Raw genomic sequence first — 24,349 nt, 5'->3', positions numbered from 1 at the left:
TTGTCGCGTCAGCTCAGCGAGATCTCCTGGTCGGGGACCAGCTGGCCGTCGACCACCTTGTACGCCCAGATCACGACGTTCTCGACGGCGATGTCACCGTTCTCGTCGAACGCGAGCTGCTTGGTCAGGCCCTGCTCGTCGTAGTCGTCGACGAACGCCTCGATGTCCTCGCGGGTGCGGGCGCCGTCGGCGATCGCGTCCAGGAAGATGGTCATGGCGTCGAAGCCCTCGGCCGCGTAGGCGCCGGGAGCGGCGCCGGTCTCGGCCTCGAAGTCCTCGGCGAAGGTGCCGTCCTCGATCGGCACGCAGGGGCACGTGATGATCGCGCCCTCACCGGCAGCGCCGGCCGCCTTGCCGAAGTCCGCGCCGTACAGGCCGTCGCCACCCACGAAGGGGACGTCGATGCCGGCGTCACGCAGCTGCTTGAGCAGCGGCGCGGCCTCGGCGATGTAGCCGCCGTAGAAGATGGCGTCCGGCTTCGAGGAGTTGACCTTGGAGACGGTCGGGCTGAAGTCGGTCTGTGCGACCTGGGTCTTGTCGCTGGCGGTGACGAGGTCACCGAGCTCCTCGGAGACCTTGGCGGCCAGCGGCTCGCCGTAGGCGTCGGAGTTGTCGATGACGAAGACCTTCTTGGCGCCGACGACGTCGCTGAGGTACTTCGCGATGGCTGCACCCTGCACGTCGTCGTAGCCGACCACACGGTGGAAGACCGGCGACTGGTCCTCCTGCGTCAGGTCGGTGGCGGTGGCGGACTGGCTGATCATCGTCAGGCCGGCGTCGCCGTAGATCGACTTGGTCGCGCGGGTCTCTCCGGAGAACGCGCCGCCGATGACACCGAGGAACGTGTCGTCGGTCGCCATCTTGGTGGCGACCGGAGTGGCCTTGGCGGGGTCACCCTCGGTGTCGAACTCGACGAGCTCGATGTCGCAGTCGGTGTTCTCCTCGCTCCACTGCTTCAGGGCGAGCTTGGCGCCGTCGACGGACGGGAGCACGATGCTGGAGTTCGCGCCGGAGAGCGCGCCCATCACACCGATCTTGCCCTCGCAGGCGCCGTCCTCGGAGGCGCTGCCGCCGGTGTCCGTGGTGCCACAGGCGGATGCCGTGACGGTCAGGGCCAGTGCGAGTGCACCCAGGCCCACTCGAGTGTTGTGCCTCAAGGCGTTCTACCTCTCATCAGGTCCCCCGGCTCGACTACCGGAGACTCAGAGTTCACGGAAGAGGGCACCCGCACACCGAGTCGAACGCGCCCCTCCGGTGCGGAAACGTACACCGAGAGGAGGCCGCCTGTAAGCACCTTGGGAAGCACACTCCGAAACATGTCTGATCCGTTACCGAACCGTGCGCAGGCGCTCAGGAGGACGTCGTGGTCCCGGGACCGTGCTCGACGACGCCGTCCGCCACCTGCCGCATGGACAGGCGCAGATCCATCGCCGTCTTCTGGATCCAGCGGAAGGCCTCCGGCTCGGCGAGGCCCAGCTGTGCCTGCAGGACCGCCTTGGCCCGGTCGACGGCCTTGCGGGTGGCCAGCGACTCCGAGAGGTCGGCGACCTCGCGCTCGAGGACCGAGATCTCGGCGAAGCGGCTCACCGCCATCTCGATGGCCGGGACCAGGTCGGTGCGCGAGAAGGGCTTGACGAGGTAGGCCATGGCCCCGGCGTCGCGCGCGCGCTCGACGAGGTCGCGCTGCGAGAAGGCGGTCAGGATGACGACCGGGGCGATGCGCGCACCGGCGATGTGCTCGGCCGCCGCGATCCCGTCCAGGACGGGCATCTTGACGTCGGTGATGACGAGGTCGGGCCGCAGCTCCTCGGCGAGCTCGATCGCACGCTGGCCGTCACCGGCCTCGCCGACGACCTCGTAGCCCTCCTCGGCGAGCATCTCGGCCAGGTCCATCCGGATCAGCGCCTCGTCCTCGGCGATGACCACGCGTCGTACGGCGTCGGGGGTGTTGCTGGGCTGCGTCACGGCCGCAAGGCTAGTCCGATACGGTTTCCTCGCCGAACCGCCCCGGTAGCCCAACGGCAGAGGCGATGCTCTCAAACAGCATTCAGTGTGAGTTCGAATCTCACCCGGGGCACCGACGTCGTTGTCGGTGGTCGCTGGCACGGTGCTGCCATGTACGACGCCCCCGCACGCCGCGCGGCTCTCGCGATGGTCGCGGCCGGAGCCAGTCTCAGCGAGGTGTCCAGGACCACCGGGATCCACCGCTCGACCCTGCGGGCGTGGGCCTCGACCGAGGCGACGGTGGCCCTGGAGTGCTTCCGCTGCTCGTCCCTGCACCCCACCGACGGAGCCGCCTACGCGGCCCTGCTGGGGTACTACCTCGGTGACGGGTGCGTGTCGACCTTCCGACGTCGCACCACGTTCAGGGTCTCGTGCGACGCCAGTCTGCCCGGCATCGTCGAGGACGTCAGCGGACTCGTCGGCAGGGTTCGCCCGGGTGGCGGCGTGTTCCGGGTGAGGGCACCGGGTGTCGTCGTCGTCTCGTCCAACTGGAAGCACTGGCCGTGCCTGTTCCCGCAGCACGGCCCGGGTCGCAAGCACGACCGGCCGATCGTGCTCGCCGACTGGCAGCGCGACGTCGTCACGGCCCACCCGGCCGACTTCCTGCGCGGGCTCTTCCACTCCGACGGCTGTCGCGCCCACAACTGGGCGACCCGGGTGGTGCGTGGCGAGAAGCGTCGCTACGAGTACCCGCGCTGGCAGTTCACCAACCGCTCCGACGACATCCGCGCGCTCTGTTGCTGGGCGCTGGACCTCGTCGAGGTCCCGTGGCGCCGCTCCGGCGCGTGGGTGGTGTCGGTGTCACGGCGCGAGGCCGTGGCGCGCCTCGACGAGCTGATCGGTCCGAAGACGTGATCAGCGAGGACGTCGGTAGGCCGGCGCGACGCCGTTGATCGCGTCGCCCATCCGGTGGATGCGCAGCGCGTTGGTCGAGCCCGGGATCCCGGGGGGCGAGCCGGCGATGATGACGACGAGGTCGCCCTCGTCGACGCGGCCGATGTGGAGCAGTGCCTCGTCGACCTGGCGCACCATCTCGTCGGTGTGCTCGACCTCGGCACCCTGGAACGTCTCGACCCCCCACGTCAGGGCGAGCTGCGAGCGGGTGCGCGCCTCGGGCGTGAACGCCAGGACCGGGATCGGGCCGCGGTAGCGCGAGAGCCGCTTGGCGGAGTCGCCGCTGACAGTGAAGGCCACGAGGAACTTCGCGCCCACCGCCTCGGCGACCTCCGCGGCCGCCTTGGCGATGATGCCGCCACGGGTGTGGGGCTGCCAGTCGATCTCCCGCATGTGGTGCAGGCCGTGGTCCTCGGTCGACTCGATGATGCGGGCCATCGTCTCGACGGCCGTGACGGGGTGCTCCCCCACGCTCGTCTCGCCGGACAGCATCACGGCGTCGGCGCCGTCGAGCACGGCGTTGGCCACGTCGCTGGCCTCCGCACGCGTCGGGGCCGGCGAGCTGATCATCGACTCCAGCATCTGGGTCGCCACGATCACCGGCTTGGCGTTGCGACGCGCCTGCTCGACGATCCGCTTCTGGTGGACCGGCACGTCCTCGAGCGGGCACTCCACCCCGAGGTCGCCGCGCGCCACCATGAGGCCGTCGAAGGCGTCGACGATCTCGTCGATGTTGTCGATTGCCTGGGGCTTCTCGATCTTGGCGATGACGGGGATGACGATCCCCTCCTCGCGCATGATCGTGCGCACGTCCTCGGCGTCCTCGGCGCTGCGCACGAAGCTGAGCGCGATGAAGTCGACGCCGAGCCGCAGCGCCCAGCGCAGGTCCTCGGTGTCCTTCTCCGACAACGCCGGCACGGAGACCGCGACGCCGGGGAGGTTGATGCCCTTGTTGTTGCTCGCCTTCCCGCCGACGACGACCTCGGTGACCACGTCGGTCTCGTCGACGTCGACGACGCGCAGCCGCAGCTTGCCGTCGTCGATGAGGATCGGGTCACCGACCTTCACGTCGCCGGGCAGCCCGGAGTACGTCGTCCCGCAGACGTCCACGTCGCCCGGCACGTCGCGGGTCGTGATGGTGAACCGTGCCCCCCGCTTGAGCTTGACGGGTCCGTCGGCGAAGGTCGCCAGCCGGATCTTGGGTCCCTGGAGGTCGGCGAAGATGCCGACCCCGTGACCCGTCTCGTCGCTCGCGCGACGGACCAGGCGGTAGGCGACCTCGTGGTCGGCGTACTCGCCGTGGCTCATGTTGAGGCGGGCGACGTCCATGCCCGCCTCGACCAGCTGACGGACACGCTCGGGGGTGGACACCGCTGGGCCGAGGGTGCAGACGATCTTGGCTCTACGCACACCCCGACCCTAGCGGATCTTTGATCGATCCAAAGGTCCCGTCCCGGTGAACGTCAGACGACCAGGGGTCGGTCCGTCGGCCGGATCGGCGCAGGCAGCGTCGTCGAGCCGGTGAGCCACGTGTCGACGGCCGCGGCCGCCGCCCGGCCCTCGGCGATCGCCCACACGATGAGCGACTGGCCGCGGCCCACGTCACCCGCCACGAAGACCCCGTCCACGCTCGAGGCGTACGACGCGTCGCGCGCCACGTTGCCCCGCTGGTCCAGGTCGACCCCGAGCTGCTCGATGAGCCCCGGCTGCTCCGGGCCGGTGAAGCCCATGGCGAAGAGCACCAGCTGGGCGGGGATCTCGCGCTCGGTGCCCTCGATGGGCTGGAAGGACGCGTCGACCTCGGTGAGGCGCAGCGCGGACACGTGGCCGTCCTCGTCGCCGAGGAACTCCTGCGTCGAGACGGCGTACATCCGATCGCCGCCCTCCTCGTGCGCCGAGGAGACCTTGAAGGTCATCGGGTACGTCGGCCACGGCTGGCCGTCCGGTCGGTCCTCGGGCGGCTGGGCCATAATCTCGAGCTGCGTGATCGAGCGCGCCCCCTGCCGGATCGAGGTGCCGAGGCAGTCGGCGCCGGTGTCGCCGCCGCCGATGATCACCACGTCCTTGCCGGTCGCGGTGATCTGGCCCTCCACCTCCTCGCCGAGCGCGACGCGGTTGGCCTGCGGCAGGAACTCCATGGCCTGGTGGATGCCTCCGAGCTCGCGCCCGGGGACCGGGAGGTCACGTGCCTGGGTGGCGCCCATGGCGAGCACGACGGCGTCGTACCGCTCGGTGAGCTGCTCCCCCGTCAGCGTGGTGCCGACGTCGACGCCGGCCCGGAAGACGGTGCCCTCTCGGCGCATCTGGTCAAGGCGCCGGTCGAGGTGCTTCTTCTCCATCTTGAACTCGGGGATGCCGTAGCGCAGCAGGCCGCCGATCTTGTCGGCCCGCTCGTAGACCGCGACCGTATGGCCGGCGCGGGTGAGCTGCTGGGCGGCGGCGAGGCCGGCGGGACCGGAGCCGATCACCGCGACGGTGCGACCCGAGAGCCACTCCGGCGGCTGGGGCCGGACGGCGCCGGACTCCCACGCGCGGTCGATGATCGAGACCTCGACGTTCTTGATCGTCACCGGGTCCTGGTTGATGCCCAGGACGCAGGCCGTCTCGCAGGGCGCCGGGCACAGCCGCCCGGTGAACTCCGGGAAGTTGTTGGTCGCGTGCAGGCGCTCGATCGCGCCGTCCCAGTCGTCGCGCCAGACCAGGTCGTTCCACTCCGGGATGATGTTGCCCAGCGGGCAGCCCTGGTGGCAGAACGGGATGCCGCAGTCCATGCACCGGCTGGCCTGCGTGCCGATGATGGGCAGCAGCGCGCGGCCGATGCCGTCGGGGTAGACCTCGTTCCAGTCGTGCACCCGCTCCTCGACGACACGTCGCGTGGCGACCTCGCGGCCGTTCTTCAGGAAACCCTTGGGGTCAGCCATGGAGCACCTCCATAATCCGGGCGTTCGCCTGGTCCTCGTCGAGGCCCTCCTCGAGGGCCTCGGCGCGGGCGTCCAGCACTCGCTTGTAGTCGCGGGGCATCACCTCGGTGAAGCGCCCCAGCGCGGTGTCCCAGTCCTCCAGCAGTGCGGCGGCGACCGTCGAGCCGGTCTCCTCCGCGTGCCGGGTGACGATGTCCTCGAGCTCGGTGGCCGCGTCGTCGGCGACGGGACCGAGGTCGACGAGCTCGCGGTTGACCCGGCCCTCGTCGAGGTCGAGCACGAACGCGTACCCGCCGGACATCCCGGCGGCGAAGTTGCGCCCGGTCGGGCCGAGGACGACCACGACGCCACCGGTCATGTACTCGCAGCCGTGGTCGCCGACGCCCTCCACCACCGCGGTGGCGCCCGAGTTGCGCACGCAGAAGCGTTCGCCGGCCTGTCCGCGGAGGAAGACCTCCCCGGAGGTCGCGCCGTACGCGATGGTGTTGCCCGCGATGACCTGCTCGCTGGCCTCGAACGTCGCCGACCGGTCCGGGCGGACGACGACGCGGCCGCCCGAGAGCCCCTTGCCGACGTAGTCGTTGGCGTCGCCCTCGAGGCGCAACGTGATGCCCCGCGGGAGGAACGCGCCGAAGGACTGCCCCGCCGAGCCGGTGAGGGTGATGTCGATGGTGCCGTCCGGCAGGCCCTCGCCGCGGTAGCGCTTGGTCACCTCGTGGCCGAGGATCGTGCCCACCGTGCGGTTGACGTTGCGCACCGGCACCTGGGCGCGGACCGGCTCGCCGTCCTCCAGGGCCGGGGCCGCGAGCTTGACCAGCTCGTTGTCCAGCGCCTTGTCCAGGCCGTGGTCCTGGCCGTGGGTGCAGCGCAGGTCCTGGTCCTCGAACTGGCCGAACTCACCCGAGCGCGACGCCCGGTGCAGGATCGGGGTCAGGTCGAGGCCGGCCGCCTTCCAGTGGTCGACGGCCCGGGCCACGTCGAGCGAGCCGACCTGGCCGATGGCCTCGTCAAGGGTGCGGAACCCGAGCTCGGCGAGCAGCTCGCGGACCTCCTCGGCGATGTAGGTGAAGAAGTTGACGACGTACTCCGCCTTGCCGCTGAAGCGCTCGCGCAGGACGGGGTTCTGCGTCGCCACGCCCACCGGGCAGGTGTCGAGGTGGCAGACCCGCATCATGATGCAGCCGCTCACGACCAGCGGGGCGGTGGCGAAGCCGTACTCCTCCGCACCGAGCAGGGCCGCGATCACGACGTCGCGCCCGGTCTTGAGCTGGCCGTCGGCCTGCACCACGATCCGGTCGCGCAGCCCGTTGAGCAGCAGCGTCTGCTGGGTCTCGGCCAGGCCGAGCTCCCAGGGCCCGCCCGCGTGCTTGAGCGAGGTGAGCGGCGAGGCGCCGGTGCCGCCGTCGTGGCCGGAGATGAGCACCACGTCGGCGTGCGCCTTGGAGACGCCCGCCGCAACCGTGCCGACGCCGACCTCGGAGACGAGCTTGACGTGCACGCGTGCGCTCGGGTTGGCGTTCTTGAGGTCGTGGATCAGCTGCGCCAGGTCCTCGATGGAGTAGATGTCGTGGTGCGGCGGCGGGCTGATGAGGCCCACGCCCGGCGTCGAGTGCCGGGTCTTGGCCACCCACGGGTAGACCTTGTGGCCGGGCAGCTGGCCGCCCTCGCCGGGCTTGGCGCCCTGCGCCATCTTGATCTGGATGTCGTCGGCGTTGGTGAGGTACTCCGAGGTGACGCCGAACCGACCCGACGCGACCTGCTTGATCGCGCTGCGCCGTTCGGGGTCGTGCAGGCGGTCCGCGTCCTCGCCGCCCTCACCGGTGTTGGACTTGCCGCCCAGCCGGTTCATCGCGATCGCCAGGGTCTCGTGCGCCTCCTGGCTGATGGAGCCGTAGGACATGGCGCCGGTGGAGAACCGCTTGACGATCTCGGAGACCGGCTCGACCTCGTCCACGCTGATCGAGGGGCGACCCGTGGCCTCGCCGTCCCTGAAGCGGAACAGCCCCCGCAGCGTCATCAGCCGCGCCGACTGCTCGTCGACACGCGAGGTGTACTGCTTGAAGATCTCGTAGCTGCCCGACCGGGTCGCGTGCTGGAGGCGGAAGACCGTCTCGGGGTCGAACAGGTGCGGCTCGCCCTCGCGGCGCCACTGGTACTCGCCGCCGATCTCGAGCTCGCGGTGGGCGGGCGCGATGCCGCCGCGCGGGTACGCCGTGGCGTGCCGGCGCGCGACCTCCTCGGCGATGGTGTCGAGCCCCATGCCGCCGAGCTTGGAGGTGGTCCCGGTGAAGTAGCGGTCCACCACCGCCTGCGAGAGCCCGACGGCCTCGAAGATCTGCGCGCCGGTGTAGGACGCCACGGTGGAGACGCCCATCTTGGACATCACCTTCAGCACGCCCTTGCCCAGGCCCTTGATGAGGTTGGCCACGGCCTTCTCGGGCTCGGCCTTGACGTAGTAGCCCTCCCGCGCGAGGTCCTCGACGGACTCCATCGCGAGGTAGGGGTTGACCGCCGCCGCGCCGTAGCCGACGAGCAGCGCCACGTGGTGCACCTCGCGGACGTCGCCGGCCTCGACGAGCAGGCCCACCTGGGTGCGGGTCTTCTCGCGGACGAGGTGGTGGTGGACGGCGCCGGTGAGCAGCAGCGACGGGATCGGGGCCAGGTCGGCGGTGGAGTGCCGGTCCGAGAGCACGATGATGCGCGCTCCCCCGGCGATCGCCTCGGACACCTCGGCGCAGATCTCGTCGAGGCGGGTGGCCAGCGCGTCGCCGCCGCCGGCGACGTCGTACAGGCCACGGGCGACGTGGGTGATGAAGCCGGGCATGTCGCCGTCACGGTTGATGTGGCGGATCTTGGCCAGGTCGTCGTTGGAGATCACCGGGAACGGCAGCACCACCTGGCGGCACGACGCGGGCGTCGGCTGGAGCAGGTTGGCCTCGGGCCCGATGGTGCCGCTGAGCGAGGTGACGAGCTCCTCGCGGATCGCGTCCAGCGGCGGGTTGGTGACCTGGGCGAAGAGCTGCGCGAAGTAGTCGAACAGCAGCCGCGGCTTGTCGCTGAGCGCCGCGATCGGGGTGTCGGTGCCCATCGAGCCCAGCGTCTCGGCGCCGGTGTTGGCCATCGGCGTGAGCAGGACGCGCAGCTCCTCCTCGGTGTAGCCGAAGATCTGCTGCCGGCGCGTGACCGAGGCGTGCGTGTGGACGATGTGCTCGCGCTCGGTGACGTCGGCGAGGTGGATGAGACCGGCGTGCAGCCACTCGTCGTACGGGTGCTCGGCCGCCAGCTCGGACTTGATCTCCTCGTCCTCGATGATCCGGTGCTCGTCGGTGTCGACGAGGAACATCCGGCCCGGCTGGAGGCGACCCTTGCGGACCACGGTCGCGGGGTCGATGTCGAGCACGCCGACCTCGGAAGCCAGGACGACGAGCCCGTCGTCGGTCACCCAGTAGCGGGAGGGGCGCAGGCCGTTGCGGTCGAGGACCGCACCGATCTGCGAGCCGTCGGTGAAGACCACGCAGGCGGGGCCGTCCCACGGCTCCATCATCGAGGAGTGGAACTCGTAGAACGCCCGGCGCTTGCGGTCCATCTCGGCGTGGTTCTCCCACGCCTCGGGGATCATCATGAGCACCGAGTGGGGCAGCGACCGGCCACCCATGTGCAGCAGCTCGAGGACCTCGTCGAAGGACGCCGAGTCGGAGCTCCCGGGTGTGCAGATGGGAAAGAGGCGCTCGAGGTCACCGGGGATGAGGTCGCTGGACAGCAGCGCCTCGCGGGCCCGCATCCAGTTGCGGTTGCCCATCACGGTGTTGATCTCACCGTTGTGGGCGATGAAGCGGAACGGGTGCGCCAGCGGCCAGCTGGGGAACGTGTTGGTCGAGAAGCGCGAGTGCACGACGGCCATGGCCGAGGCGACGCGCTCGTCGACGAGGTCGGGGAAGAAGTGGTCGAGCTGGTCGGTGGTGAGCATGCCCTTGTAGGCGAGCGTGCGCGAGGACAGAGACGGGAAGTAGACGCCGGTCTCGTGCTCGGCGCGCTTGCGCAGGCAGAACGCCAGCCGCTCCAGGGCCATGCCGCTGACGCGGGTGCCGGACCCGGAGACGAACAGCTGCACGAAGGTCGGCATCACGCTGATCGCCGTCGCACCGAGCGTCGAGGGGTCCACCGGGACCTCGCGCCAGCCGAGGACCGACAGGCCCTCCTCGGACGCGATCTCCTCGATGCGCGCCCGGGCGGCGGCCACCGCGGCCTGGTCGCCCGGGATGAAGGCGGTGCCGACGGCATAGCTGCGCTGCGCCGGGAGGTCGAAGTCGACGACGTCGCGCAGGAACGCGTCGGGCACCTGCATGAGGATGCCCGCACCGTCGCCGGAGTTGGTCTCGGCGCCGGCGGCGCCGCGGTGGTCCAGGTTGCGCAGGGCGGTGAGCGCCTTGGCAACGATGTCGTGGCTGGCAACGCCGGTCAGGGTGGCCACGAACGCCACGCCACACGCATCGTGCTCGTGGCGGGGGTCGTAGAGCCCTTGGGGCGGCGGGATGGCGTGCATCTGGCTTTCTCCCGTCGTCGTGCGCCGCACACCGTTCAACGGTGCGCCGGCGGATCCAGTGAGTGGACGTCCACGAGGTGGACATGGCGATCGGCAGGGGACGACGTTGGCCCGCGCGTCGGAAAATCTATCACCGGTCCCGCCACGGGGTGAGACGGCGATCTCAGCCCTCAGACGCCTCCGGTGCGGCGGCCGCCCGCTCGTCGGCGTCCGCCTCGCGCGTGTAGACGGTCTCCTCGCGTCCCGGGCGCTTGACGGTGGCCCACGCGAAGTACGCCGCTGCCAGCACGAACAGCACGAGGGAGGTCCACACGTTGAACCGCAGGCCGCCCACGTCGATGAGCTGCACGTCGTCGATGCGCAGGTTCTCGATCCAGCCGCGGCCCAGCGTGTAGAGCATCACGTAGAGCGCGGCCACCCGCCCGAAGCCGAGTCGCAGGCGCGCGTCGAGCCAGATGATGACGCCGAAGGCGCCGAGGTTCCACAGGCACTCGTAGAGGAATGTCGGGTGGTACGTCGCGACGTCCGGGTAGGCGTCGGGGCGGTGGGCCGCGTCGATCTCCAGGGCCCAGGGCAGGTCGGTGGGGCGGCCGTAGAGCTCCTGGTTGAACCAGTTGCCCCACCGCCCGATGGCCTGCGCCACGAGCACGCCGGGGGCGATCGCGTCGAGCATCGGCAGCAGCTTGATGTGGTGGCGCCGGGCGCCGATCATCACGCCGACGGCGCCGAGGGCGATGGCGCCCCAGATCCCGAGGCCGCCGCGCCACACGTAGAGCGCCGCCACGGGGTTCTGGCCGTCGCCGAAGTAGAGCTGCCAGTCGGTGACGACGTGGTAGAGACGCCCGCCGACGAGGCCGAAGGGCACTCCCCAGATGGCGAGGTCGCTGATCTCCCCCGCGCGGCCGCCCCGGGCGACCCAGCGCCGCTCGCCGATCCAGATGGCGGCCACGATCCCCAGGATGATGCTCAGCGCGTAGCCGCGCAGGGGCAGCGGCCCGATGTACCAGGTGCCCTGGCTGGGGCTCGGGATGGACCACACGACGATCTCGGGCAGGGTCATGACTCGCTCAGCAGGGTCTCGATGTCGGAGCGGAACTGCGCGGCGGACGTCTCGTGACCCCAGAACACCGGGGCCTGGTCGTCGCCGTCGATGCCGATGACCTGGGTCCCGTGGGTGACGTCGTACCCGCCGCTGGGGAGCTTGTCGCCCTTCTCGACGGCGATGCCCAGCGGCTCGGCGACCGCGCTGATCGTGTCGAGCGGTCCGGTGAGGCCGACGTACCCGTCGGCGTACTGGGCCAGGTAGTCGCGCAGCACGTCCGGGTCGTCGCGGGTCGGGTCGGTGGTCACGAAGACGACGTCCACCCGGTCGCGGTCCTCGGCGTCGAGCTGCGTGAGGCCGGTGGTGAGGTTGGACATCACCAGCCCGCAGATGTCCGGGCAGTGCGTGTAGCCGAAGAAGACCAGGGTCAGCGGCTTGTCGGTGTCGTCGGCGAGGCTGTACGACGCGCCGTCGGTGTCGGTGAGCGGCTGGCCGTCGACCTCGAAGGGCGGGTCCAGGACCGTGCCGGCGAACTCCGCGTCGCCGCCGGACGAGCTGCTGCAGCCCGCGAGCAGGACGACCGGGAGGAGCGCCGCGGCCAGCGCGACGAGCGTCCTACGCACCCCGCACCCCGCGCGCCAGGTCCTCGGTGAGCGTCCGCAGCGCGGCGAGCCCGCCGGCCGCGTCGTCGGCGTGGTCGAGCAGCGTCCGCACGAAGGCGGACCCGACGATCACCCCGTCGGCGTAGGAGGCGACCTCGGCGGCCTGGTCGCCGGTGCTCACGCCCAGCCCGACGCAGACCGGCAGCTGGGTGGTGGCCTTGGTGCGCGCCACGAGGGGGCCGGCCAGGTCGCTGGTCGTGGTGCGAGCGCCGGTCACGCCCATCACGGCGGTGGCGTAGACGAACCCGCGGCAGGCCGCGGTCGTCATCGTGACGCGCTCCCCGGTGCTGCTCGGGGCGACGAGGAAGACCTTGTCGAGCCCGTGGGCGTCGGCGGCGGCGATCCACTCCCGCGCGGAGTCGGGGGTGAGGTCGGGCGTGATGAGGCCCGCTCCCCCGGCAGCGGCCAGGTCGGCGGCGAAGCGCTCGACGCCGTACCGCTCGACCGGGTTCCAGTAGGTCATCACCACGGTGGGGGTGCCGGTGGCGGCGACCTCCTCCACCACGCGCAGGACGTCGCTGGTGCGGGTGCCCGCCTCGAGGGCGGCCTGCGCAGCCGCCTGGATCGTGGGCCCGTCCATCACCGGGTCGCTGTAGGGCAGGCCGACCTCGATGACGTCGCAGCCGGCGTCGACCATGGCCTTCATCGCCTCGATCGAGCCCTCGACACTGGGGTAGCCGGCGGGCAGGTAGCCGACCAGCGCGGCCCGGCCCTCGGCGCGGGCGGTCGCGAACGCGGTGGCGGTCGTCGCGCTCACGCGGGGTCTCCGGTCTCGTCGTCGGCCTCACCGAGCTTGAACCACTCGGTGGCGGTCCCCATGTCCTTGTCGCCGCGACCGCTGAGGTTGATGAGGACCGTGGCGTCGGGGCCCTTCTCGGCGGCCAGCTCGCGGGCCACCTCCATGGCGCCGGCGATGGCGTGCGCGGACTCGATGGCCGGGATGATCCCCTCGGTGCGGGCGAGCAGCGCCAGCGCGTCCATCGCCTCGGTGTCGGTGACCGGGCGGTAGGTCGCGCGGCCCGTCTGGGCCAGGTGCGCGTGCTGCGGACCCACCCCGGGGTAGTCGAGGCCCGCCGAGATCGAGTGCGACTCGACGGTCTGGCCGTCCTCGTCCTGCAGGACGTAGGTGCGGGCGCCGTGCAGCACGCCCGACGCCCCGGCGTGGATGGTGGCCGCGTGCCGGGGCGTGTCGACGCCGTCCCCGCCGGGCTCGAAGCCGTAGATCCTCACGTCCTCGTCGTCGAGGAACGCCGTGAACAGGCCGATGGCGTTGGACCCGCCCCCGACGCACGCCGCGATGGCGTCCGGCAGCACGCCGTACTGCTCGAGGCACTGGGCGCGCGCCTCGTCGCCGATGCCGCGGGTGAAGTCGCGGACCATGCTCGGGAACGGGTGCGGGCCGGCGGCCGTCCCGAAGAGGTACGCCGTGTGGTCGACGCTGGCGACCCAGTCGCGCAGCGCCTCGTTGATCGCGTCCTTGAGGGTGGCGCTGCCGGACTCGACGGCCACGACCTTGGCGCCGAGGAGGTGCATCCGGGCGACGTTGAGGGCCTGGCGGCGGGTGTCGACCGAGCCCATGTAGACGGTGCAGTCGAGCCCGAAGTAGGCCGCCGCCGTGGCGCTGGCGACGCCGTGCTGGCCGGCACCGGTCTCGGCGATGACCCGCTTCTTGCCCATCCGGCGGGTGAGCAGCGCCTGGCCGAGCACGTTGCGGATCTTGTGGGCCCCGGTGTGGTTGAGGTCCTCGCGCTTGAGCAGGATCCGGGCGCCGACCTGCTGCGAGAGCCGCTCGGCGTGGTAGAGCCGGCTCGGCGTGCCCGCGTAGTCACGACAGATCGCCTCGAACTCGGCGACGAACACCGGGTCGGCCATCGCGTCGTGCCACGCCGCGGTGAGCTCGTCGAGCGCAGCGACGAGGGCCTCGGGCATGAAGCGCCCGCCCCACGTGCCGCCGTAGTAGCCCTGCTCGTCGGCGTCGTACCGGCTGACCTGCTGGCTCATCGCTTCACTCCTGTCATGGTGCGTACGGCGGCGGTGGGGTCGCCGTCCCTGACCAGCGCCTCGCCGACGAGGACGGCCCGGGCGCCCTCGCCCACGAACCGGGTCACGTCGTCGGGGCCGCTGATGCCCGACTCGGCCACCAGCACCCGGTCCTCGGGGACGAGGGGGGCGAGGCGGCCGAACGTGTCGTTGTCGACCGCGAGGGTCTTGAGGTTGCGCGCGTTGACGCCGACGAGCTCGGCACCGAGGGCCACCGCCCGCTCCGTCTCGGCCTCGTCGTGCACCTCCACCAGCACGGTCAGCCCGAGCTCACGTGCCTCGTCGTGCAGGCGCCACAGGTCGTCGTCGTCGAGCGCCGCCACGATCAGCAGCGCGAGGTCGGCGCCCGCCGCCCGGGCCTCGACGAGCTGGTAGCTCGTGACGATGAAGTCCTTGCGCAGGACCGGGGTGTCCACCGCGGCCCGCACGGCCACGAGGTCCTCGAGCGAGCCGCCGAAGCGGCGCCGCTCGGTGAGCACCGAGATGGCGGCGGCGCCCCCGGCGGCGTACGCCGTGGCGAGCGCGGCAGGGTCGGGGATGTCGGCGAGCTCGCCCTTGCTGGGGCTCTTGCGCTTGACCTCCGCGATCACGCTGGAACCGGGGTCGCGGAAGTGCGGCATCGGGTCGCGGGCCGGGTCGACGTCGGCGAGTGCGGCACGGACGTCGGCGAGCGGCCGGGCGGCCTCGCGACCGGCGAGGTCCTCGCGGACACCGACGATGATCTGGTCGAGCACGGACATGGCCCCAACCCTCTCACCTGACCGGTGGCGGGGCGGACGGTGGCTCAGGCTGCGAGCCAGGACCCGGGCAGGTTGCGTGCGACCGTGAAGACGACCGCCACGCCCAGCCCGAGGGTCCACAGGATCGAGGGCACGGTCACCGGCCGCATCGCGGCTCCTCCGCGCCAGGCCACGGCGACCCTGCGCAACCAGAGGGCGAGGACGAGTGGGAGCGCCACGACCAGCAGCAGGTTGCTCGACGCGGCGGCGCCGAGGTCGAGCCGGGTCAGGTCGTGGACGGCGCGGAGGCTGCCGCACAGCGGGCAGTCGAGGTGCGTCAGCACCTGGGTCGGGCACCAGCCCCAGCTGCCGGGCCGGTGCGGGTCGCGGACGGCCAGGGCGAGCGTCGCGACCGCGACGAGGGCGGCGGTCCCGAGAGGAGCGGCGAGACGCCGTGCGCGCCCGGTCATCGGCTCGACGCGTGCGGGGAGGGTCAGTGCGGGTCGCCGTGGAAGCCGAGCTTGGCCATCACCAGGAACAGCGGCAGCGCGACGGCGCCGAGGGCGATCCCGACCCAGAAGACCGTCATGTTGATCGGCGAGAGCATGAGGGCGATCGAGCCGACGAGGAAGCCGAGCATGGCCACGCTGACCGCGGTCCACGCAGCGGGGGTGTTGCCGTGGTTGTTGGCCATGGGTGCTCCTTGGGGCGATGCGGCGGTGCGCGTGGGGCGGGCTCGACCGGTGACCCGATCAGTCGCGGATCAGTCTAGGGGCCGCTGCCGGTCGGTCGGGTCATGACCCTCGTCCAGCGCCTTCCAGATCTCCAGGTTGCCCTCCGGCTCGGCCGGGACGTCCGCGCCCGCCGGGGCGTCGTACCGGCGCCCCATCTCGGGCCAGGCCGGGACCAGGCGTACGCCGAGCAGCGTGGTGACCACGCACCCGACGGCGGCGACGCAGGCCGCGACGTACCACCCGGTGAGGTGGACGGCCGAGGTGTCCTGCCCGGAGGCGGCGCGCAGCTGCTCGCCCACCGAGTCCTGGAGGGTGAAGAACGCCCAGACGGTGGTGACGAGGAGGCCCACGGCCGCCAGGGCGGCCACCGCCATGACGGCACGACGGAAGTGACCGCGGGTGACCAGCACGACGCCCCACCCGGCCAGCACGACCAGGCTCAGCGCGCCGGCCAGCGGCATCTCGCCGATCCCGTCCGCCACCGCGTTGCCCAGGACGGCGGCGTCCCCGGCGGTCTCGGTGCTCAACTGGCCCGACGTGCCCTCGACCCACGCGCTGGTGCCGGCGACGGCGGCGAGGACGGCGCTGGCGAGCCCGGCGAGGACGACGGGTCCGAAGCCGGTGCGGGGGGACTGCGAGGACTCCTCAGCCATCGAGCCGGTCCGCGTCGAAGCAGGTGCGGTCGCCGGTGTGGCACGCGGCCCCCACCTGCTCGACCTTGACCAGGAGGGTGTCGCCGTCGCAGTCCAGCCGGACCTCGTGCACGTGCTGGGCGTGGCCGGACGTCTCGCCCTTGACCCAGTACTCCTGCCGCGAGCGGCTCCAGTACGTCGCCCGGCGGGTGGTGAGGGTGCGGGCCAGGGCCTCGTCGTCCATCCAGCCGAGCATGAGCACCTCGCCGGTGTCGTGCTGCTGGACGATCGCGGGCACCAGGCCGTCGACCGATCGCTTGAGGCGCTCGGCGATGGCGGGGTCCAGGTCGGTCACCCGTCCAGTATCAGGGGTCGATCAGCTCGGCCTCGCGGCGGCGCCACGTCGCGGCACACTCCGCGGTCACGGGGCCGGGGGCCGGCAGCGCGCGGCCGTCCCAGCGGGCGATGGCCTGCACGTCGCGGGTGGTGGAGACGAGGAACGCCTCGTCGGCCCCCTGCGCGACCTCGATCGGCTCGTCCACCTCCCGCCCGCCGCACCACTCGAGCACCAGGGCGCGCGTCACACCGGCAAGGCAACCGCTGGCCAGGGTGGGGGTGCGCAGCTCGCCGTCGACGACGTAGAAGACGTTGGACCCGGTGCCCTCGCAGAGGTGTCCGGCAGTGTTGGCGAAGATCGCCTCCGTGCCGCCCTGCTCGTGCGCCCGGGCGAGCGCGATGACGTTCTCGGCGTACGACGTGGTCTTGAGGCCCGCCGTCGCCCCGTGCTCGTTGCGGGTCCACGGGACGGTGGCCACCGCGGTGGACTCCCCCGTCGGCTCGAGCGCGGACCAGGCGACGACGAGGGTGGCAGGACCGTCGCCCCGGCCGGACCCCATGGGGGCCGGGCCGGCCGTGAAGGTGATGCGCAGGCGGCCGAGCGGGGCGGTCGTCCCGTCCAGCACCTCCTCGACGCCGCGACGCACGGCGGCCTCGTCCGGGGCGTCGAGGCCGAGGCCGGACGCGGACCGCGCGAGCCGCTCGAGATGGCGGGTGAGGGCGAAGGGGCGCCCGTCGAGGGTCTTGATCGACTCGAAGACACCGTCGCCCACGGTGAACCCGTGGTCGGTGACCCCCAGCACCGCGCCGGTCGGGTCGGGCAGCAGGTCACCGTTCATCCACGCACGCATGGCGCCACTCTAGGCAGTCGGATCCCCCGGAACGGCCCGCGAGAACACGCGGCGCGGGACCCGGTTTTGGCACGGGTCGCAGTGTCGGCTACTGTTCCACTCGCACTTCCCGCCGGGTCACCGGAGGGAAAGCGCAGGCGGACATAGCTCAGTTGGTAGAGCGCAACCTTGCCAAGGTTGAGGTCGCGAGTTCGAGTCTCGTTGTCCGCTCGGAGAGGTCTCTCCCCGTGCCTTCTTCATGTTGGGAAGGCCCCCGCGGTGGGTTGGCCGAGAGGCGAGGCAACGGACTGCAAATCCGTGTACACGGGTTCAAATCCCGTACCCACCTCCACGCTCCACAAGTGAAGAGCACGACCTCGGGCGATTGGCGCAGCGGTAGCGCGCTTCCCTGACACGGAAGAGGTCACTGGTTCAAACCCAGTATCGCCCACCAGCACGAACAGCAGGTCAGACCCCGTTTCCCCCCGAGGGAGGCGGGGTCTTCCTCGTTCGCGACCCGGCAGTGCGTCAAGCCGACGTTGACGAAAATGGTCTACCGTCGTCGACATGCGAGTCCCCGACGCCGTCCAGCGACTGCTCCGTCGGTTCGACGTGCAGATCACCCACTACCACTTCACCTACGCGGCGAGACGCGCCCAGCTGCTCAAGCACCTCGGCATCCGAGACCTCCTCGACGTCGGTGCCAACACCGGGCAGTACGCCCACGAGGTGCGCTTCCACGGCTACGACGGACGGCTCTGGTCCTTCGAGCCCGTCGCCGCCCCCTACGAGGAGCTCGTCAGGTCGACCCAGGCCGATCCGGGCTGGCAGGCGTTCAACCTGGCCGTCAGCGACTATCCGGCCGAGCTGCTCCTGCACGTCTCCCGCGACTCGACGTTCTCCTCGGCGATCCCGCTGGTCACGAGCGAGGGGCGTCCCGACTCGGTGCAGGTCGACACCGAGACCGTGCGGGCCGACGCCCTCGACAACATCCTCCCGACGCTGGACGGCATGACGGGTCCGCTGGGTCTCAAGGTCGACGTGCAGGGCCATGAGAAGGCGGTCTTCGACGGCGCCGCCGCGACCTTGGAGAAGGCCCACTTCCTCGAGTTCGAGATGTCGGCGGTCGAGATCTACGAGGGCCAGGACCTGCTGCCCGAGATGATGGCCTGGTGCTACTCCCAGGGGTTCGTGCTCGCCCTGTCCGAACCCGCGTGGATGCTCGACACCGGGCGTGGACTGCAGATGAACGGGATCTTCGTCCGCAGGGGGACCCAGTGACCGCGTCGTCCGGCGCGTAGGAGCGGGACCACGACTCCGCTGCGGTGGTCTCGCGGCCCGGCCCTGCTCAAAGTCGGGTATTGACACTCCGGGTCACGCTTGGAGTCATGACGATCTCCAGACGCAGGATGTTGAGCGGGGTCGCCCTTGCCGGGAGCGCGGCCGGGGCGGGCATGACCTCGGCCTCGGCCGGGACGGCTCCGGCATCCGCCCGGCTCGACGTGGAGCAGGACTTCGGCGGCGGCTGGGACGGCGTACGGGCCGCGATCACCGAGGCCGAACGGTCGGGCGGGTCGTCGGCGGTGGTGGTGCTGGGTCGGGCCGACTACGCCGCCGACAGCACCATCGACATCACCCGCCCGATCTCCATCGTGGGTGAGGGGCGGGCCAGCCGCATCAGGCACGCGGGCACCTTCGCCGGTCCGGTCCTCCGTGCCACCGACCTCAAGCGCCACGGCCAGTGGGAGTCCACCGTCGGCACGGGTCCCATCCAGACCTACGACCCCGAGGCCGACGGCGGCGGCCTGACGCTGCGCGACTTCGTGGTGATCGACGACGACCGCTCGGTCGCGGCCCGGGACGGGATCTACCTGCTCGACGCCGACGACGTGCTGATGGACAACGTCATGTTCGGGTTCCTCACCGGCACCGCCCTCACGCTCGGGGCGGACGACGCCGACGCCCGGGCGCCCGGAGTGGCCTCGGGCCGCGTGCGCGAGTCCGACTTCCGGCGCATCCGCGTCTACCGGTGCGGGTCGGGTTCTCCTTCCGGCTCCCCGGACGTGCCCGCCATGGTGCTGCAGAACGGCAACGACGCCGGAGACGGCAGCAACCAGAACTACTTCCACCAGCTGCGCTTCGTCTACAACGAGGGACGGATGCTCCTGCGCGGACCGGGCAACGACGGCAACTCGCTGCGCAGGACCATCTTCCGCGACATGCAGCTCCACGCCCTGGCCGACAACGACAACTGGAACCCGGTCCAGTACTTCCCGTTCGACCTCGTCACGCTCGAGGGCGCGGTGCGCGAGACCTTCGTCGACGGGCTCATGGTCAACGGCAACCGCGCAGGGACGGCCTGCTTCGCCATGAAGGGACACACGCTCAACGCCGAGATCCCCCGACGACTGGTGATCCGCAACGCCAACGTCGTCAACGTGCACGGTGACTTCGTGCGGGTCGACCGGGGCGACTCCGTGTCCATCGACGGCACCGGGCTGGGCAGCGTCGCCGGCGAGATCCTGCGGGCGTCCGAGGCCTCGGGCCTGGATCGCTACTACGTCCACGAGATGGGCATCAACAACCCCGCGGGCAAGGTCACGGCACCCGGTGCCACCGGCACCGTGCTCTTCAGCGGGATCAGGGTCTGAGCGGCGCGACCCCCGTCGACGGGGTCCGGCGTCGAGCCCTCCCGCCGGTCAGCGGGACCGGTCGGCTCCCCGCTCCACGAGGGCGGTGAGCAGGACCGCGCCGAGGACGGAGCCGATGATCCCGGCGGGCCGCAGCTCAAAGCCCTCGCCGAAGAGCAGGCTCAGCACGGTGCCTCCCACCAGGGAGCCGAGCAGCCCCAGCCCCAGGGCCCGGGGCCAGTTGACCTCACGCATGGACCGTCCCAGCAGCATCTGGGCGAGGCCTCCGACGAGGAACCCGAAGGCGAGGACGGCGAGGATCAGCACGTGGCGAACCTAGCCGTGGCAGGCCCGAGGGGGTCTCACCCGTAGCGGGTGAGGTCGTCACCCCCGGGTCGCCTCGCAGGGCGACGTTCACCACTTTTGGCGAACCCGCCGACGCTGCGGGCAGACAGGCGCGGGCCACGGGAGTAGTTTCGTGCTGCCGCGCCGGTGGGGAGTCCCTCCCCCGAGATTCCCCGCCGGCACGGTCCACGTTCCGACCTCGCCACGCCTAGGGTTGCCCCCATGGACGGCGACGAGGTCGAGCGCACGGAGGACGGTCACCACATCGTGGTCGACGGTCGCCGGTGGCGCGCCACCGACGACTCGATCCCCGAGGCCCTGCGCGCCGAGCTGGTCAAGGAGCTGATGCGGGCCCGGCGCCTGGTGCGCACCCGCGGCGACGAGGTCCGCCCCTTCGTGCAGGACGCCAAGGTCGCCCTCGGGGAGCGCGGGGAGCCCTGGTGGGAGGAGCCCTCCGAGCAGGGCCGCCGCGACCGGCTCGCGGCCACCATGCGGGCCCTGCTGCGCCACCGGGAGACGAGCACGATCTGTCCCAGCGACGCCGCTCGCGTGGTGGGCGGCGAGCAGTGGCGAGACGTCATGCCGATCGCCCGTGACGTGGCTCGCGAGCTGCACGCCCAGCAGGTCGTCGAGGTGCGACAGGGCGGCGAGCGGGTCGACCCGGAGCAGGCCAGCGGTCCGCTGCGCATCGCGCCGGGACCGGCCCTCGAGCGCTGAGGGTGGGCGCCCACCCGGGTGCGGCCCCAGGGTGGCGGCACATCGCTCCGTGCGGACCCAGAGTGGCGGCGGACTGCACGACAAGGCGCATCCTCGCGGAATGTGCCGCCACTCTGGGCGGAACTGGTGCGATGTGCCGCCACCGTCGGACACGGGACAGCGCGGCGCGTGACGCCGCCCGGGCCCCGGGCGCCCGTCGTCAGGACCGGCGCAGCCGTCCCCGGCCCGGCAGGACCCGGTCCACCCGGTCGTGGGCGAGCGCGGCCCGTGCGGCGTTGTCCCCACAGGCGCCGTGCACGCCACCCCCGGGGTGGGCGGACGCCGACCCCAGGTAGAGGCCGCGGACCGGCGTCTCGGCCCGCCCGAGACCGGGCACGGGACGGAAGACCAGCTGCTGGTGCAGCTGCGCGGTCCCGCCGTTGAGGGCACCGCCGACCAGGTTGGCGTTCCGCGCCTCCATCTCGCGGGGACCGAGCACCCGTCGCGCGACCACGCGGTCGCCGAACCCCGGTGCCAGCCGCTCGAGGCGGGCCTGCATCCGGTCGGCGAACCGTTCGCAGTCGTCGGCGTCCCACACCCCGCGTACGCCGCCCTCCCCCGCGTCGTTGGAGGCCCGCTGGGGGACGTGCGTGTAGGCCCAGAACGACTCGGTGCCCGCCGGCGAGCGCGTCGGGTCCGACGCCGTCATCTGGCCGGTCAGCATGAAGGGCGATGCCGGCACGGAGCCGGCCTGCACCTGGCTCATGGCCGTGGTCATGTCCCGCACCGAGTCGGCCACGTGCACCGTGCCGGGTGACAGGTCGGGAGCCCCGGTCCACGGGACGACGCCGTCCAGGGCCCAGTCGACCTTGACCGTGCCGGGGTCCAGCTCGAAGGTGCGCAGCGCATCGGTCACGCGCCGGGGCACGTCGTCGGGGTCGAGGAGGTCCGTGTAGAGCGTGGGAGCGAGGACGTCGGCCACGACGGCACGGCGTACGGGGTGACGCTCGCCGCCGGCGGTCCGGACGGCCGCGACGCGTCCCCCGGCCACCTCGACCCGGGTGACCCGGGCACCGGTGCGGATCTCGCCGCCGCCGGCCCGGAAGCGGCGCGCGAGTGCCTGGGTGAGCTCGCCGGCCCCGCCCTCCGGGACGGGGAAGCCGACGGTCTGGCCCATCATCGCCAGCAGCAGCCCCAGCAGCGACGAGCCGGGGGCATCGAGCGGGATGTCGGCGTGGGCGGCGTTGCCGGCCAGCAGCACCCGGGCCGCCTCACCGCCGAAGCGCTGCCGGCCGAGCTCGGCGACCGGGGTGAGCAGCGTCTTGACGAAGCCGAGGCCCCCCACGTGCCGCAGCGCGGCCAGCACGCCGACGCCGTGGCGCACCGGCGGGAACGGGGTGAGGAGGGCGCCGATGAGGTGCGGACCGACGCGGTCCCACTGCGCACACAGCTCCAGCCACGCCTCCCCGTCGCCGGCGTGCAGCGCGTCGAGCCCGGAGGCGGTCGCCTCCCGGTCGTGGTGCAGCACGGCCCAGCTGCCGTCGGGGAACGGGTGCCCGAGCACGGCCGGGGCGTGGCGCCACGTGAGGCCGTGGTCCTCGAGGTCGAAGGAGCGGATCGTCGGGGACGAGGCCGCCAGGGGGTAGAACGCGCTGAAGGTGTCGTGCACGTAGTCGGGGTGCAGCTCGCGGTCGCTGCGCACGGCTCCGCCCACGTCCGGCTGTGCCTCCAGCAGCAGGACCGACCAGCCCGCGTCGAGCAGCCTGTTGGCCGCGACCAGTCCGTTGGGACCGGCGCCCACCACCACCGCGTCGTGCATCAGGGACGGTCCTTCCGTCGGCGGGCGAGCTCGGCGAGGTTGCGACCGATCCCGGCCACGGCGTTGCCGTGGCTCCCCCGCAGCGCATTGTGCTCCTGCCGCGACGTCAGCACGTTGCCCGGCCCGAGCACCACCTCGCGCAGCAGGTCCTGGGCCGCCACCCGGAACAGCGGCCCCACCAGCCGGTCGTAGACCGCCGGCAGGGTCGTGAAGCCGAACCGGATCACGTGGTTGGCCGCCGAGGTCTGTCCACCGCGCCACGGGTGGTCCGCCGTGGCCAGCACCTGCCGGGCGACCCGCTCCGGCGACTGGACGGGGAACGGCGGCCGCCCGACGGCATCGCCGTACGTCGCGGCCTGCTCGTAGATGGGCGTGTCGACGCCGCCGGGCGCGACGTAGCCGAAGCGCAGCTGCGGCCGGTCGCGGTTGTCGACCCGCAGCTGCCGCACCAGGGCGCGCACGCCCCACTTGGAGAGCACGTACGCCGCCATGTCGGGCACCGCGATGTGGCCGATCAGGGAGCCGACGAGCACGACGCTGCCGGTCCCCTGCTCGCGCAGCACCGGGAGGACGTGACGCACCAGGTTGACCGAACCCGTGAGGTTCGTGCGCAGCACGCCGTCGAACACCTCGGCGGGCACGTCCTGCAGGCGGCCGTAGGCCACCACACCGGCGCTGCCCACGACCACGTCGAGACGACCGTGACGGGCGACGGCGTCGGCGACCACGCGGCGTACGGCCTCGTCGTCGGCCATGTCCACCGACGCCACCGTGGTGGAGGAGGCGCCGAGGGCGTCGCAGTCGGCGGCCACCCGGGCGAGGGCGACCGGGCCGCGGGCGAGAAGCACCAGGTGGTCCCCCCGGCCGGCGGCGAGCCGGGCGGTCGCCTCGCCGATGCCGCTCGAGGCCCCCGTCACGAGCACGACCCGGGGCTCGCGGGTCATCAGCGCCGCTCGGCGATGTAGGCGAGCCGGCGCAGGGTCTCGGTGTTGCGCCACCTCAGGCTCAGGCCGCGCACCGGCGGGGGCACCAGCGCGCCCGGCCCGGACACCGGCTCCTCAGCGATCCGCACCTCGGTCTCCGCGCCCACCGGCAGCAGCCGGATGACGATCTGCGCCTCACCGAGCGGCCACCCCCGTGCGCGCAGGGTCAGCGAGCGGCCGGGATCGGACTCGAGGACCTCGGTGTTGTCGTCGATCAGCAGCGGCCACAACCCCACGGAGTGGTGGAGCCTGCTGCCCACCGCCGGCCAAGTGTCCTCGACCTCGCGCATCCGGGCCGCACCCACCACCCACACGGGGTAGACCCAGCCGTCGCTCAGGACCTCCCAGACCTTCTCGGGGGTGGCGTGGACGAGACGCGTGTTCTCCGCCATGGGTCGCTCCTTGTGGTGGGGAGCCCCCACGCTAACGACGGCGGACCCGTCCCCCACCACCCCCAGGGGCCCACCTCGGGTGCCCCACGTCACGATCCACGTCACCACCCACGTCGCCAGGGACGCG

The 24,349-nt window shown here is 72.0% G+C and carries 23 protein-coding genes and 4 tRNA genes; 8 read left to right on the top strand and 19 right to left on the bottom strand.

The genetic code is table 11. From position 1 onward, the window contains the following. Nucleotides 1–8 precede the first annotated feature (8 nt). Together ASG94_RS16530 and ASG94_RS16525 are read right to left on the bottom strand one after the other, a co-directional pair. Nucleotides 9–1,157, bottom strand: coding sequence for a branched-chain amino acid ABC transporter substrate-binding protein (locus tag ASG94_RS16530; protein WP_082624268.1), 1,149 nt, complete (start codon nt 1,155–1,157; stop codon nt 9–11). Between the two features lie 193 nt (nt 1,158–1,350). Continuing rightward, the gene (locus ASG94_RS16525) at nt 1,351–1,965 is read right to left on the bottom strand and encodes an ANTAR domain-containing response regulator (RefSeq protein ID WP_056927568.1); all 615 of its coding nucleotides are present in this window, start codon (nt 1,963–1,965) and stop codon (nt 1,351–1,353) included. Between the two features lie 39 nt (nt 1,966–2,004). Between ASG94_RS16525 and ASG94_RS16520 the strand changes: the two genes are divergently transcribed. Both ASG94_RS16520 and ASG94_RS16515 read left to right on the top strand, forming a co-directional pair. Continuing rightward, nucleotides 2,005–2,077, top strand: a tRNA-Leu gene (locus ASG94_RS16520). Between the two features lie 38 nt (nt 2,078–2,115). Continuing rightward, on the top strand, nt 2,116–2,859 hold the full coding sequence (locus tag ASG94_RS16515) for a hypothetical protein (RefSeq protein ID WP_056927567.1): 744 nt from the start codon (nt 2,116–2,118) through the stop codon (nt 2,857–2,859). Here ASG94_RS16515 and pyk read toward each other — a convergent pair whose 3' ends face one another. The 13 genes from pyk to ASG94_RS16450 all read right to left on the bottom strand — a co-directional run bounded on the left by pyk (nt 2,860) and on the right by ASG94_RS16450 (nt 17,378). Continuing rightward, nucleotides 2,860–4,308 (bottom strand): pyruvate kinase, encoded by a 1,449-nt coding sequence (pyk, locus tag ASG94_RS16510; protein WP_056927566.1) that lies wholly within the window; start codon nt 4,306–4,308, stop codon nt 2,860–2,862. Between the two features lie 53 nt (nt 4,309–4,361). Next, nucleotides 4,362–5,819, bottom strand: a complete 1,458-nt coding sequence (locus ASG94_RS16505; RefSeq protein WP_056927565.1) for a glutamate synthase subunit beta — start codon at nt 5,817–5,819, stop codon at nt 4,362–4,364. Beyond that, nucleotides 5,812–10,362: a glutamate synthase large subunit gene (gltB, locus tag ASG94_RS16500; protein WP_056927564.1), complete on the bottom strand. Its 4,551-nt coding sequence runs from the start codon at nt 10,360–10,362 to the stop codon at nt 5,812–5,814. The genes ASG94_RS16505 and gltB overlap by 8 nt, the downstream gene beginning before the upstream one ends. A gap of 163 nt (nt 10,363–10,525) precedes the next feature. Next, nucleotides 10,526–11,422: a prolipoprotein diacylglyceryl transferase gene (lgt, locus tag ASG94_RS16495; RefSeq protein ID WP_056927563.1), complete on the bottom strand. Its 897-nt coding sequence runs from the start codon at nt 11,420–11,422 to the stop codon at nt 10,526–10,528. Then, entirely contained in the window at nt 11,419–12,027 is a 609-nt protein-coding gene (locus ASG94_RS16490) for an SCO family protein (protein ID WP_056927562.1), read from the bottom strand. The genes lgt and ASG94_RS16490 overlap by 4 nt, the downstream gene beginning before the upstream one ends. Beyond that, a complete protein-coding gene (gene trpA / locus ASG94_RS16485; protein ID WP_056927561.1) occupies nt 12,020–12,823 on the bottom strand; it encodes a tryptophan synthase subunit alpha in 804 nt (267 codons plus the stop codon). The genes ASG94_RS16490 and trpA overlap by 8 nt, the downstream gene beginning before the upstream one ends. After that, on the bottom strand, nt 12,820–14,067 hold the full coding sequence (gene trpB / locus ASG94_RS16480; RefSeq protein WP_056927560.1) for a tryptophan synthase subunit beta: 1,248 nt from the start codon (nt 14,065–14,067) through the stop codon (nt 12,820–12,822). The genes trpA and trpB overlap by 4 nt, the downstream gene beginning before the upstream one ends. After that, entirely contained in the window at nt 14,064–14,846 is a 783-nt protein-coding gene (gene trpC, locus ASG94_RS16475; RefSeq protein ID WP_056927559.1) for an indole-3-glycerol phosphate synthase TrpC, read from the bottom strand. Before trpC ends, trpB begins: the two co-directional genes overlap by 4 nt. Before the next feature lie 44 nt (nt 14,847–14,890). Beyond that, nucleotides 14,891–15,295, bottom strand: a complete 405-nt coding sequence (locus ASG94_RS16470; protein ID WP_056927558.1) for a DUF2752 domain-containing protein — start codon at nt 15,293–15,295, stop codon at nt 14,891–14,893. Between the two features lie 23 nt (nt 15,296–15,318). Then, on the bottom strand, nt 15,319–15,519 hold the full coding sequence (locus ASG94_RS16465; protein ID WP_056927557.1) for an HGxxPAAW family protein: 201 nt from the start codon (nt 15,517–15,519) through the stop codon (nt 15,319–15,321). A gap of 69 nt (nt 15,520–15,588) precedes the next feature. After that, nucleotides 15,589–16,212 (bottom strand): Trp biosynthesis-associated membrane protein, encoded by a 624-nt coding sequence (locus ASG94_RS16460; RefSeq protein ID WP_056927556.1) that lies wholly within the window; start codon nt 16,210–16,212, stop codon nt 15,589–15,591. After that, nucleotides 16,205–16,546 carry a phosphoribosyl-AMP cyclohydrolase gene (gene hisI, locus ASG94_RS16455; protein WP_056927555.1) on the bottom strand — a complete coding sequence of 114 codons (342 nt, stop codon included), beginning with the start codon at nt 16,544–16,546 and terminating at the stop codon, nt 16,205–16,207. The genes ASG94_RS16460 and hisI overlap by 8 nt, the downstream gene beginning before the upstream one ends. Nucleotides 16,547–16,556: 10 nt before the next feature. Beyond that, a complete protein-coding gene (locus ASG94_RS16450) occupies nt 16,557–17,378 on the bottom strand; it encodes an aminotransferase class IV (protein ID WP_056927554.1) in 822 nt (273 codons plus the stop codon). Between the two features lie 137 nt (nt 17,379–17,515). On the opposite strand from ASG94_RS16450, the gene ASG94_RS16445 reads away from it, so the two are divergent. The 5 genes from ASG94_RS16445 to ASG94_RS16425 all read left to right on the top strand — a co-directional run bounded on the left by ASG94_RS16445 (nt 17,516) and on the right by ASG94_RS16425 (nt 20,008). Continuing rightward, a tRNA-Gly gene (locus ASG94_RS16445) sits at nt 17,516–17,588 on the top strand. A 47-nt stretch (nt 17,589–17,635) separates the two neighbouring features. Further along, nucleotides 17,636–17,709: transfer RNA gene (locus ASG94_RS16440), tRNA-Cys, on the top strand. A 27-nt stretch (nt 17,710–17,736) separates the two neighbouring features. Next, nucleotides 17,737–17,811 (top strand) — tRNA-Val (locus ASG94_RS16435). 113 nt (nt 17,812–17,924) lie between these two features. Continuing rightward, a complete protein-coding gene (locus ASG94_RS16430) occupies nt 17,925–18,638 on the top strand; it encodes an FkbM family methyltransferase (RefSeq protein WP_056927553.1) in 714 nt (237 codons plus the stop codon). Nucleotides 18,639–18,745: 107 nt separating this feature from the next. Then, nucleotides 18,746–20,008, top strand: a complete 1,263-nt coding sequence (locus ASG94_RS16425; RefSeq protein WP_156411637.1) for a hypothetical protein — start codon at nt 18,746–18,748, stop codon at nt 20,006–20,008. Between the two features lie 48 nt (nt 20,009–20,056). Here the strand turns inward: ASG94_RS16425 and ASG94_RS16420 are convergent, their stop codons facing one another. After that, on the bottom strand, nt 20,057–20,314 hold the full coding sequence (locus ASG94_RS16420; protein WP_056927551.1) for a GlsB/YeaQ/YmgE family stress response membrane protein: 258 nt from the start codon (nt 20,312–20,314) through the stop codon (nt 20,057–20,059). A gap of 240 nt (nt 20,315–20,554) precedes the next feature. Between ASG94_RS16420 and ASG94_RS22460 the strand changes: the two genes are divergently transcribed. Next, nucleotides 20,555–21,049, top strand: coding sequence for a DUF3253 domain-containing protein (locus ASG94_RS22460; RefSeq protein ID WP_056927550.1), 495 nt, complete (start codon nt 20,555–20,557; stop codon nt 21,047–21,049). 199 nt (nt 21,050–21,248) lie between these two features. Here the strand turns inward: ASG94_RS22460 and ASG94_RS16410 are convergent, their stop codons facing one another. The 3 genes from ASG94_RS16410 to ASG94_RS16400 are packed head-to-tail and all read right to left on the bottom strand — an operon-like array spanning nt 21,249 to nt 24,222. Then, nucleotides 21,249–22,847 (bottom strand): phytoene desaturase family protein, encoded by a 1,599-nt coding sequence (locus ASG94_RS16410; RefSeq protein WP_056927549.1) that lies wholly within the window; start codon nt 22,845–22,847, stop codon nt 21,249–21,251. Next, nucleotides 22,847–23,791: an SDR family NAD(P)-dependent oxidoreductase gene (locus ASG94_RS16405; protein ID WP_082624266.1), complete on the bottom strand. Its 945-nt coding sequence runs from the start codon at nt 23,789–23,791 to the stop codon at nt 22,847–22,849. The genes ASG94_RS16410 and ASG94_RS16405 overlap by 1 nt, the downstream gene beginning before the upstream one ends. Then, on the bottom strand, nt 23,791–24,222 hold the full coding sequence (locus ASG94_RS16400; RefSeq protein ID WP_056927548.1) for an SRPBCC family protein: 432 nt from the start codon (nt 24,220–24,222) through the stop codon (nt 23,791–23,793). The genes ASG94_RS16405 and ASG94_RS16400 overlap by 1 nt, the downstream gene beginning before the upstream one ends. Nucleotides 24,223–24,349: the final 127 nt, after the last annotated feature.

The organism is Nocardioides sp. Soil805, assembly GCF_001429625.1.
In the GTDB taxonomy this organism is placed as follows: Bacteria; Actinomycetota; Actinomycetes; order Propionibacteriales; family Nocardioidaceae; genus Nocardioides.
Note: the sequence above shows the minus strand (reverse complement) of the source record. Positions and strands in the feature narration are given on the sequence as shown.